Genomic DNA, 11577 nt, shown 5'->3' with positions numbered 1-11577 from the left:
CAAGAATCAAGAAGGAAGACTGTTGTCTAACTTGTTGATGAAGCCTGTGGTCATCTTTTGAAATTCAATTATTTTATTTTCTAATTTTTCTGTTTTTTCTTTTGTTAAATAGTCATTTTGACAAGCTATTAACAATTGTGTTTGTAACTCAAATGATGACCCTAAACTAATATTCAGATAATGCTGAAAGTGTTTATTTCCTCTGTTTGAACCTTCGGCAATATTTGAAGGCATTGAAACAGAACATCTGTTCATTTGACTTGTCAAACTATACGTTTCTGATTTTGGAAAAGTGGCGGTTAGTTTATAGATATCATTTGTAATTTCTATAGCTAAAATCCAAATTTTCAAATTCTTAAAATTGTGTCTCATGTTTTTTTGAGGCAAGATAAGAAGAAAAACTAAAAAGTAGGTTTTTTACTACTTTGTAAAGATGCTTATTCACAAAATATCTTCATTCCAAAATTAATTCTAGCCTCTTGCTTCTTTACTCTAAAAAAAACATCTATTCTCTTTATTCTATATTCTATTTTCTTTTTACAGCACCTCGTAAATCCCTGCAGAACCTTGTCCGGTACCTACACACATACTTACGATTCCGTATTTGTTGCCTCTGCGTTTCATTTCGTCGAATAACTGAACAGAAAGTTTAGCTCCTGTACAACCCAGTGGGTGACCTAATGAAATGGCTCCACCGTTTACGTTTACGATTTCCGGGTTGATGTTTAATTCGCGGGTAACTGCTAAAGCCTGAGAAGCAAAAGCTTCATTCAGCTCGATTAATTCGATATCATTCAACGTTAATCCTGCTTGTTTCAAGGCTTTCGGAATTGCTTTTACAGGTCCGATACCCATGATTCTTGGCTCCACACCAGAAGAAGCAAAGTTTACTAAACGTGCGATTGGCTCCAGGTTTAATTCTTTTACCATTTCTTCGCTCATGATTAAAACAAAAGCAGCACCGTCACTCATTTGAGACGAGTTACCGGCAGTTACACTTCCGTCTGCTGCGAAAACGGGTCTTAAACCTGCTAAAGCTTCTTTAGTAGTTCCTGCTCTTGGACCTTCGTCTTTATTTACAACGTATGATTTTGTTTCTTTTTTACCATTTTCATTGATGAAAGTCTGTTCAACAGTAATCGGAACGATTTGTTTGTCAAATTTTCCTTCTGCTTGTGCTTTCAGCGCTTTCATATGAGAGTTGTAAGCAAACTCATCCTGATCTTCTCTGGAGATTTTATATTGATTGGCCACCGCTTCAGCAGTTAAACCCATTCCCCAGTAATAATCCTCATGACCTGCAGCAGCCACTTTATAGTCCGGAGTTGGTTTGTAACCTCCCATCGGAATATAACTCATACTTTCTGCACCACCAGCAATGATACAATCTGCCATTCCGGATTGAATTTTAGCAGTTGCCATTCCGATAGTTTCTAATCCGGATGCACAATAACGGTTTACTGTAACTCCGGGAACGTCTTCTACTTTTAATCCCATCAAGGAGATCAAACGTCCAACGTTAAGACCTTGCTCAGCTTCCGGCATGGCATTTCCTACCATAACGTCATCGATGCGCTTTTTGTCAAAATCAGGCAGTTCATCCATCATAAACTGAATGGTTTCAGCCGCTAATTCATCAGGTCTTTTGAATCTGAAAACCCCTTTTGGAGCTTTTCCAACTGCGGTTCTGTATGCTTTTACTATATATGCTGTTTTCATTTGTTTTTGTTTTTTAAGATTTATAGAAGCAAGAGGCAAGAGAAAAGACAAAACTTTGTTTTGAAATCTTGCTTCTTACATCTTTCTTCTACTTTTCTAGTTACGAAGCGGTTTTCCTTTAGTTAACATATATTGAATACGCTCCAGAGTTTTTCTTTCAGTACATAAACTCAAGAAAGCTTCACGTTCGATATCTAATAAATATTGTTCAGATACTAAAGTAGCTTCAGATAAATCACCACCAGCCATTACGTAAGCCAGTTTGTTAGCAATTTTTCTATCGTGCTCAGAAATGTATTTTCCAGCTTGCATTTGGTCAGTTCCTACTAAGAACATTCCAAGAGCCTGTTTTCCTAATACTTTTACATCTGTTCTTCTGATAGGTTGCGTATAACCTGCTTCAGCCATTAACAAAGCATGTTTTTTAGCTTCTGCAATCTGACGGTCTTTGTTGACTACGATAATATCTTTTCCGTGTTGTAAAAGTCCGGTATCAAAAGCTTCATAACCAGAAGTCGAAACTTTAGCCATAGCGATAGTAAGGAAATACTCCTGAAGAACGTTTAATTCAACGTCATTTTTGCGGAATAAATCAGAAGCTCTTAAAGCCATTTCTTTAGATCCACCACCGCCAGGAAGTACACCAACACCAAATTCCACTAATCCCATGTAAGTTTCAGCCGCAGCAACTACTTTATCAGCGTGTAAGCTCATTTCGCATCCACCGCCAAAAGTCATTCCGTGAGGTGCTACGATAACCGGAATCGAAGAATAACGAACGCGCATCATGGTGTCCTGGAACAATTTGATCGCCATGTTCAATTCATCGTACTCTTGTTCCACTGCCATCATGAAAATCATTCCGATATTAGCTCCAACAGAGAAATTCGCTGCCTGATTTCCAATCACTAAACCTTGGTATTCTTTTTCAGATAAGTCGATGGCTTTATTGATGGCCTGAAGTACATCGCCACCAATAGTATTCATTTTAGACTGGAATTCTAAGTTTAAGATTCCGTCTCCTAAATCTTCGATAATAGCGCCACTGTTGCTCCAAACTTTTTTGCTTTCACGGATGTTGTTCAGGATAATGAATGAATCTTGTCCAGGAACTTTAGTTTGTGATTTTGTTGGAATATTATAGAAGAAAGTTGCTCCTTCTTTTACAGAATAGAAACTATCGCTTCCGGAAGCTAACATTTCAGTAACCCAGGCAGCAGGCGCTAAACCTTCGGCTTTCATGATTTCGATTCCTTTTGCAACACCAATAGCATCCCAGATTTCGAATGGACCATTTTCCCATCCAAAACCAGCTTTCATGGCATCGTCAATTTTGTATAATTCGTCTGAGATTTCAGGAATTCTGTTGGACACGTAAGCAAACATTCCGGCAAAACTCTTACGGTAGAATTCTCCCGCTTTGTCAGTTCCTTTTACTAAAACTTTAAAACGATTGATTGGTTTATCGATAGTTTTTGTTAGTTCAAGTGTAGCAAAATTTGCTTTTTTTGCAGCACGGTATTCTAAGGTGTCTAAGTCTAAAGAAAGAATATCTTTGTCTACTTTTTTGTAGAAACCTTGACCAGTTTTGCTTCCTAACCAATTATTTTCCATCATTTTGTTGATGAAATCCGGAAGTTTAAACAATTCGTGTTGTTCGTCTGTTGGGCAGTTTTCGTAAATACCGTTAGCAACGTGTACCAAAGTATCCAATCCAACCACGTCAACCGTACGGAAAGTAGCCGATTTTGGACGGCCAATTACTGGTCCGGTCAATTTATCCACTTCTTCGATCGTTAATCCCATTTCTTTTACCAGGTGGAATAAACTTTGGATGCCGTAAATACCAATTCTGTTTCCAATAAACGCCGGAGTATCTTTAGCAACAACCGAAGTTTTTCCTAAGAATTTAGATCCGTATTCGTTTAAGAAATCCAATACTTCAGTTGAAGTTTTTGGACCAGGAATAATTTCAAATAACTTTAAGTAACGCGCAGGGTTAAAAAAGTGAGTTCCGCAGAAGTGTTGTTGGAAATCTTCGCTTCTTCCTTCACTCATGAAGTGAATTGGAATACCGGAAGTATTAGAAGTAACCAAAGTTCCCGGTTTACGGAATTGCTCGATTTGTTCGAATACCAGTTTTTTAATATCCAGACGCTCCACAACTACTTCAATAATCCAATCAACATTGGCAATTTTTGCCATATCATCAGTCGTATTTCCAGTGGTAATTCGGTTTGCGAATTTTTGACTGTAAATAGGAGATGGTTTTGATTTTAATGAATTCGCCAGATGCTCATTTACTACTCGGTTGCGAACAGCTTTACTTTCAAGCGTTAATCCTTTTTTAGCTTCAGCTTCTGTCAACTCGCGTGGTACGATGTCAAGCAGTAAAACTTCAACACCAATATTGGCAAAATGGCAAGCTATTCCCGAACCCATAATTCCGGATCCAATTACAGCGACTTTTTTAATTGTGCGTTTCATAGTTAATATTTTGTTTTTTATTTGATTTGAATGTTCCTTATGAATTAAGGTTATTCATTTTCTGATTTTTCTGTTTGATTGAATATGTTTTTATCCTGAATTAATTCGTTTATAATTTCAGAAACCTCGATAAAATGGTTTAGTTTCTCATCAGAAACATGTTTTCTTACCGTTTCATTAAATTTCAGAACCGTATTTTTAGATAAATCTCTTTTTTCTTTTCCAAATTCAGTCAGGTAAATCAAAACACCACGACCATCAGTTGGGTTTTTTTTGCGAACAATCAAACCTTTATCTTCCATAGATTTCAATGTTCTGGTAAGACTTGTGGCTTCCATGCCCATCCGGGGACCCAAAGCTGTCGATGGGGTTCCTTCTTCCTTATCTATACTCAAAAGGGCAAACCCGGTAGCCATTGTGGCATCGTACTTAGCAGCCTCTTCATTGTACATTCTTGATACAGCTTGCCATGTAGCACGCAGAATATAATCTATTGTTTTCTCTTTCATATGTAACTATATCGATTTCAAATATAATTAAAAAATACTATGCATGCATATAATTTTTTAATAATTTTTTGGTTAGTTAAAAAATCCCTTTGATTTATAGGGGGTTACGGTTAAAATTTAATTGAAATATACTATTCTTTTTTGATGTTTTAACAAAATTAATGCTGTAAAAATTGTTTTATGGTTTTAAAATAAGATAAAATTCTGCATTTTGTAAAAAATTATGGCTTTAATTCAATGGTGTTTTCGGGTTCATATCTTGAAATTGCCTTTTGAAGTATAGCTTTTACTCTATTTCTTAGATTTTCAGGTTTGATAATTTCGATGCCGTCTCCAAACCCTAAAAGCATACGTTCCATTTCGTAATTGGGAGAAATGAACAAATGAACGATGATGCTTTTGTCGTCATTTTCTTTAATGAGCCGCTGCGTGTGATGCAAAGGTTTGGTTAACACATAAGGTGCATTAGTTGCGTCTATCCACAGTTCGATCTTTTTGGGTTGTAAACCTGAATTAACGGTTACCCCAATTACGTTTTTATAAAAGAGCTCTGCATCAAAGTTTTCTTCTAAATAGGGAATGTTGAAATCGTAATCTATAGATATAATTCTGTCCAGGGCTAAATTGGTAATCGGTTGCGAACCTTTTTTCTTTCCTACCAAAAACCATCGGTTATTGAATTCCTTTAAAATAAAAGGGTGAAAATGAAATTTGCTTTCTTCCCGAGATTTAAACGATTTATAGGTAATAACCAAAGTCACCTTTTTGATGATGGCCTGATAAATCTCATCCAGATAATGAAGTCCTTTTAGTTTTTCATTTTTGTCGAGATAGATAACGGGTTTAGTATGCGATTTTTCGGCGTAGATTTTATCCTCCAAGCGCTGTAGAATATCCGATACATCACTAAAGAGAGAGAAATCTTTAAACTGCTTTAACATCGAGACGGTCTCGGTGAGCACATTCATGTCTGTTTCGGTTAAGGGTATATCGGTTATGGTGAATTCGTCGTCTTCGTATTTATAGTACTTTTTATCATATACCACAATGGGGGCATTGTACCCCAGTTTCTCACTTCGCATGAGCTGAATATCCATCTGAATGGTTCGCTTGCTGATGGGGTTAGCACGACCTTCGTATTCAAACAAAGCATCAGAGCAGCATTCGATTAAGTCGTCTAAAGTCCATTGCCGGTATTTGTTTTGAAGACATTTATCTATTGTTTTGTACCGAATTAAGGCATTTTTGTTTTGTGACATGGTTTGTATTTTTGGGCGTGTCCCTCCGGGTCGGGCTTTCGGCTATATCTTTTGTTTCGTTTCTCTTCACAAAAGGATACCGCCTCAATCCCTCACGCGCGTTTACGTTAATAAGGAAATTTCTTTTTCAATATTCAATCTCGCTTTCTTTTCATATAAATTCCTAAACTCATCCGTTTGAAAAATAAAGTCGTTTTCCAGAAAATGTTTCAGTGCCTTAGCACGTCCGGGTTTGTAGAGAAAATCAGGATAAATGTGATACTCTTTTCTAATTTGCTCGAAATAGATTTTGTAATCCTCCCAATCATGGGCCAGAATCTTCAAATCAAAATCGATTAACCAGTTAATATCTTCAACTGTATTGTGTAAATGCTGTTGCGTAGCACAGATCGCATCAAAAATGAATTGTTTGTTTAGGGGGATATTTTCGGGAAGAATTGACAAAGCGAATTCGGCACTTTTAAGTTCATTGTCTTTTCTCGAAGAAGAGTAAACAATATCATGATAAAAAATCGAAAGTAATACTTCATTCGGATTTTCAAGTTTGTTCCGATAGACCTCAAAGCTCTCCATCATTTGTCTTAAATGCGTGAGATTGTGATAATGCCTTGATTTTTTGGAATAGGCCTTTTCTAAATCCATCCAGTTTTGCTGAATTTCATTTGCGGGAAAGCCAATATTGGATAGTAATTCAGAATAGATTTTTTCTAAATTCATATGGTATTTTTTATTTAAATCTAATGAGAAGCTCTGTAAGAGCTGAATATTTATAACCAAATTATAGCACAGAATCAAAAGCTCCAGCGGAGCGACATCTTTATTTTCCTTTCATTGATAGAATATGTCGCCCCGCTGGGGCTCTTCAAATGCATGTGAAAAATCCATAGTTATAACGTCCCTCTGGAACTTATAGACTTTTTTAAAATTAATATTTACTCAAATTTAAAATTCTTTTTTTACTGCGCAAAATAATTGCGTAGTGGTTTTGAAATCTTTGTTCAGAAATAAAAAACAAACGTTCATAGCAATCAAATAAAAAATAAAACAGGTCAAGTTTGAGTTACTTCAGAAAACTTTCCAACGTACACACTTACACCATTACCTTTTTATTTTACAATCATAATAGAGACAGTAGCTCAGCGGTAGAGCAGGTAGTTTTGAGATTATCGGTAAAAGGTCAATCAAAACTTACTTCGTACACTTCTAATGTTCGGGTCGTGGGTTCGAATCCCATCTGTTTCACTATTGATGATCAATTAAAACTTACTTCAGAACATTGGTATTTCCGGTTCGAGTCCGGCAAGTTTTAAAATTATCATTAATAAAATGAGGGTCAAGATTAACTTACTTCTTCGCGGTCGCCCGCTCCATTTTAGCTTAGTTAGTCTATTACACTCCAATTTAAGGTCAAGTGTTTCTTACTTCAAAATCTTTTAGGTAGAATCAGAAGCGCCATTATCTAAATTTTTAAAAATTAAAAAATGAAAACAACAACATTATTAAAAATCAGTTTACGTCAGAACGCTATTTTCATTCCATCAGAGATGATTAAGAATGACGTTAAAAATTTATCAGGAACAACATCAGTTTTGCTAGCCAATGTTTCCAAATTGGGATTTATATTTTCAGAATCCTTACTTCAGGCTTTAAACAACGTAAGTCCGACTTATAAAGTTGAGGTTTTAGAAGTTTTGAGAGAAGTTTTAGGAACTGATAAAAACTGGACACCATTGGTAAAAGAATGGAATGTTCCAACAGGAGAATCTGTTTTGGATCATGTTATTACGTATTTCGGAAATGTTTTTAAAACTAAAAACGGAACAACTTTATCTTGCGGACATATCATTCCCGATAATACTTTTCCGTTAGAAAGATACAATGGTTGTCCCTTCTGTGGAACTCCTTTTGAATTTGGTAAAATCGAAAAAGTGGGACAGGGAAGCAAATTAAAAATGCTGGAATTGTGGTCTGAAAAAGATTTAAATGATTTCTATATATCGTTATTGCAATCCAAAACTGCTTTAGACGCCACTCAGACAGATACCTTAAAAATGGTTATGCAGTATTTGCCTTTACCAAAAACCGAGGTAGCAATGAAGGAAACTTTAATGCTTGTAATCGATCTTTTGATTGAAAACGGTAAAGAAGACGAAGCATCGCAATTTTTGAAAACACCAACGGATATTTTAAGATATTTATGGTTTAAGAATACAGGAATGCTTCAGATCATTGAACCAAAAACCATTGTTAAAAGAGCAGCTAAAAATGGACAGCATTTTCATACTGTTTTAGATACAAGTGTGCAGGCGAGAATGGCGTCTCAAAAAGATTTGAAATTGAAATATTCAAGAAAAGAATGTTTGATGGTTGCCAACTGGTTAAATAATATGGATATGGAAGTTGAAGCCATGTGCGAAATAATGCATCCAAAAAGAGGAATGTGGGTTCGTTTTATCCGTGCTTTGCGTTTGGCAGAATACAGCAAAAGAAAAGGATTCGAAAAATTGAACTTTTTAATGGATGTATTTTACAATCAGGTATATGACGTTTGGCAGGGGAAAGTAAATTCGTCAAGGCTAAAGTTTGATGCCGATAAAACATTTACGTTGTTAAAGCAACGTCCGGGTTTATTTGCCCGTTCTTTATTTTCGAATATGCTTTGGTTTGGAGCAGACGAAACGATTGCTCATTTTTCTGAAATTATAGATAAAGTTCCGGCTAGACTGATCTTTACGCTGAACATGTATGCATCAAATTATTTTGATAAAAACATACAAAGAAGTGTAAAGCCTTTAGGAGGAACCAATAAAAGAGTAAACCCAAACGCATTGTTGAATTTGTATGACGAATTGCAGTTGGAGGAGATGAAAAATCAGATTGAGGATTTGTGTCTTTTGGCAATGAGAAAAAGATTCGCGGCGGTTAAAAATACCAATAAAACCATCTATATTGATCCGCAATTATTCAACATTCCGGTTTCAATAGGAGATCGTAGCGATACGGTTCAGGATTTACCTGTAGCTTTAATGGGAACGCGTTTTCCGGTTGAAGGCAACGAAGTACGATTGTTTATGCAGTGGGGTGCAGGTTTGCCTGCTCAACATCTGGATATGGATTTAAGCTGCCATATTGCTTACGAAGATCGTTCTGATATTTGTTCGTTCAGCCGATTAATGACAACCGGTTGTCAGCATAGTGGTGATATCAGAAGTATTCCGAATAAAATTGGAACTGCCGAATATATCAACATCAATATTGACGAATTGGCAAAAGCCAAAGCTAAGTTTGTGACTTTTACCTGCAATGCTTATAGCAACGGAAGTATCACGCCAAATCTGATAGTAGGTTGGATGAACAGCAAACACCCGATGAAAATTTCGGAGAAAACCGGAGTTGCTTACGATCCGTCTTGCGTGGATCATCAGGTTCGTGTGACACAGAATGTGGCGAAAGGTTTGGTCTTTGGAGTTTTGGATGTAGCCAAAAGAGAAATCGTTTGGTTAGAGATGACTTTCGGAGGTCAGGTTGTACAAGGTTTGGACTTTAAAGGCGTTCAGGCGTTGTTGTCAAAATTAAACAGTAAATTGAATATAGGTAGTTTGTTACAGCTTAAAGCGGAAGCCCAAGGTTTAACAATCACCGAAGATCAAAATGCTGATGAGGTTTATACTGCTCAATGGGCGATGAATCCGGCAGTGGTTACACAATTATTAATTGATTAATGTTTGTAAACCCGACAGGTTTTTGAAACCTGTCGGGTTTGATGGACAATGTTTGGAGGTATAAAGGTGCAGAGAAGCAAAGGAACAAAGGAACAAAGGTTTGTAGAGAGCAATGATTAATCACACTGTTTGTCATCCTGAGGAACGAAGGATCACATAAGAAACTCGACAAAGATTGACGATTCACTTTGAGGAATATTGGATGTGATCCTTCGTTCCTTAGGATGACATAATAAGGAGAAAAATCATTTTAATCCTCATAATCTGTGGCTTAAAAAAAAAATATATCCTTAGCGATTCTGCGACTTTGCGAGAAATAAAAAACTACGCAAAATAACTGCGCAGCAGTGCAAAACCTTTGCACCTATGAACCTCCGGGCCTATGTACCCTTAAAAAAAAGAAAAAATGAAAACACAAATAAACGGTACAGAAATATTAGAATTAGGATTTCCGGAAGGAAAAATAATCGGGATTGCCTTAAAAATAAACAGCAAAAGAAACGGATTTACAAGAGACGAAATGATCACTCATTACAAAAATGTCTTAGAAACTCCGGAGAATTATATAGACGATAAAGTGTTCAGCAAACTGGCGGTTGCTTTAATCGAAAAATCGAACGAGAAACCGGAAGATTTTATTGCTTTAAATCAAAATCCAAATACGTATTCGGCTTACGGACTGGATTATATCGAAGACGGAGCCAGAAAACAAATGGAAGTAGCCATGAAACTGCCTGTTACGGTTGCCGGAGCTTTAATGCCCGACGCGCATCAGGGTTACGGATTACCGATTGGCGGAGTTTTAGCCACAAAAAATGCCATTATTCCGTATGGCGTTGGAGTTGATATTGGGTGTAGAATGGCGTTGTCGGTTTATGATATCCCGGAAGCTTTTTACTTTGAAAACGAAGCCAAGTTCAAAAAAGAATTGATTAAGAATTCTATTTTTGGAGCGGGCCACGGATTTCACGGTCAGTACAAATCAGAGCATGCGGTTTTGGAGAACGAGACTTTTAATATGAATCCGTTTGTGAAAAACTTAAAAGATAAAGCCTGGTCACAATTAGGATCTTCGGGCGGTGGAAATCACTTTGTGGAATTCGGAATAATGGAATTTGCTCAGGACGATGCTGTTTTGAATATCCCAAAAGGAAAATATGTCGCTTTGTTAACGCATTCGGGATCAAGAGGAATGGGAGCTACAATCGCCGGACATTATACCAAAATTGCAAAAGAGGTTTGTAAACTTCCGGAAGTGGCGAAAAACTTAGCCTATTTGGATATGAATACCCAATTGGGACAGGAATATTGGCTGGCGATGAATTTGGCGGGAGATTACGCTTCGGCTTGTCACGAGATCATTCATAACAAAATGGAACGTGCTTTAGGAGCGACGATTTTAGCCAAAGTCGAAAACCATCATAATTTTGCCTGGAAAGAAATCTGGAATGGCGAAGAAGTGATCGTGCATAGAAAAGGAGCAACTCCGGCCGGGAAAGGCGTTATGGGAATCATTCCGGGAAGTATGACCGCACCGGGATTTTTGGTGAGAGGAAAAGGGGAGGAGAACGCGATCAATTCGGCTTCGCATGGAGCGGGAAGACAAATGAGCCGAACTCAGGCGATTAAAAACATTACACAATCTGAGATGAAATCAATCCTGAGCGATCATGGCGTTACGCTTATTGGAGCAGGTCTGGACGAGGCGCCAATGGCCTATAAAGACATTCATCAGGTGATGAAAGCGCAGGAGGATTTAGTAGATGTAGTGGCTAAATTTACACCTAAATTAGTGAGAATGGCGGAGGATGGGAGTAAAGAAGATTAGTTCTTCTTTTAGGTTCAGAGGTTCAGAGGTTCAAAGCGACAAAGGTTTTCTGT

At 37.1% G+C, this 11577-nt stretch carries 8 protein-coding genes and 1 tRNA gene; 3 read left to right on the top strand and 6 right to left on the bottom strand.

The annotated features are described in order from the left end of the window. Positions 1-6: 6 nt before the first annotated feature. The 6 genes from C245_RS0108180 to C245_RS0108155 all read right to left on the bottom strand — a co-directional run bounded on the left by C245_RS0108180 (position 7) and on the right by C245_RS0108155 (position 6691). Positions 7-372, bottom strand: coding sequence for a four helix bundle protein (locus C245_RS0108180; RefSeq protein WP_017496104.1), 366 nt, complete (start codon positions 370-372; stop codon positions 7-9). Positions 373-537: 165 nt separating this feature from the next. Beyond that, complete coding sequence (locus C245_RS0108175) at positions 538-1719, bottom strand: acetyl-CoA C-acyltransferase (RefSeq protein ID WP_017496103.1); 1182 nt, start codon at positions 1717-1719, stop codon at positions 538-540. Positions 1720-1815: 96 nt separating this feature from the next. After that, positions 1816-4206: a 3-hydroxyacyl-CoA dehydrogenase/enoyl-CoA hydratase family protein gene (locus tag C245_RS0108170; RefSeq protein ID WP_017496102.1), complete on the bottom strand. Its 2391-nt coding sequence runs from the start codon at positions 4204-4206 to the stop codon at positions 1816-1818. 50 nt (positions 4207-4256) lie between these two features. Further along, complete coding sequence (locus tag C245_RS0108165; protein ID WP_017496101.1) at positions 4257-4715, bottom strand: MarR family winged helix-turn-helix transcriptional regulator; 459 nt, start codon at positions 4713-4715, stop codon at positions 4257-4259. A gap of 221 nt (positions 4716-4936) precedes the next feature. Then, on the bottom strand, positions 4937-5974 hold the full coding sequence (locus C245_RS0108160) for a YafY family protein (RefSeq protein ID WP_017496100.1): 1038 nt from the start codon (positions 5972-5974) through the stop codon (positions 4937-4939). A 102-nt stretch (positions 5975-6076) separates the two neighbouring features. Then, positions 6077-6691, bottom strand: coding sequence for a hypothetical protein (locus tag C245_RS0108155; protein WP_017496099.1), 615 nt, complete (start codon positions 6689-6691; stop codon positions 6077-6079). Positions 6692-7099: 408 nt separating this feature from the next. On the opposite strand from C245_RS0108155, the gene C245_RS24235 reads away from it, so the two are divergent. The 3 genes from C245_RS24235 to C245_RS0108145 all read left to right on the top strand — a co-directional run bounded on the left by C245_RS24235 (position 7100) and on the right by C245_RS0108145 (position 11524). Then, positions 7100-7216: transfer RNA gene (locus C245_RS24235), tRNA-OTHER, on the top strand. A 239-nt stretch (positions 7217-7455) separates the two neighbouring features. After that, positions 7456-9696: a prokaryotic RING finger family 4 gene (locus tag C245_RS0108150; protein ID WP_017496098.1), complete on the top strand. Its 2241-nt coding sequence runs from the start codon at positions 7456-7458 to the stop codon at positions 9694-9696. Positions 9697-10102: 406 nt separating this feature from the next. Then, positions 10103-11524, top strand: a complete 1422-nt coding sequence (locus C245_RS0108145; protein WP_017496097.1) for an RtcB family protein — start codon at positions 10103-10105, stop codon at positions 11522-11524. Positions 11525-11577: the final 53 nt, after the last annotated feature.

This window comes from Flavobacterium sp. WG21 (assembly GCF_000335775.1).
GTDB lineage: Bacteria > Bacteroidota > Bacteroidia > Flavobacteriales > Flavobacteriaceae > Flavobacterium > Flavobacterium tructae.
The sequence above is the reverse complement of the archived record's forward strand: the minus strand, read 5'-3'. Positions and strand labels throughout refer to the sequence as shown.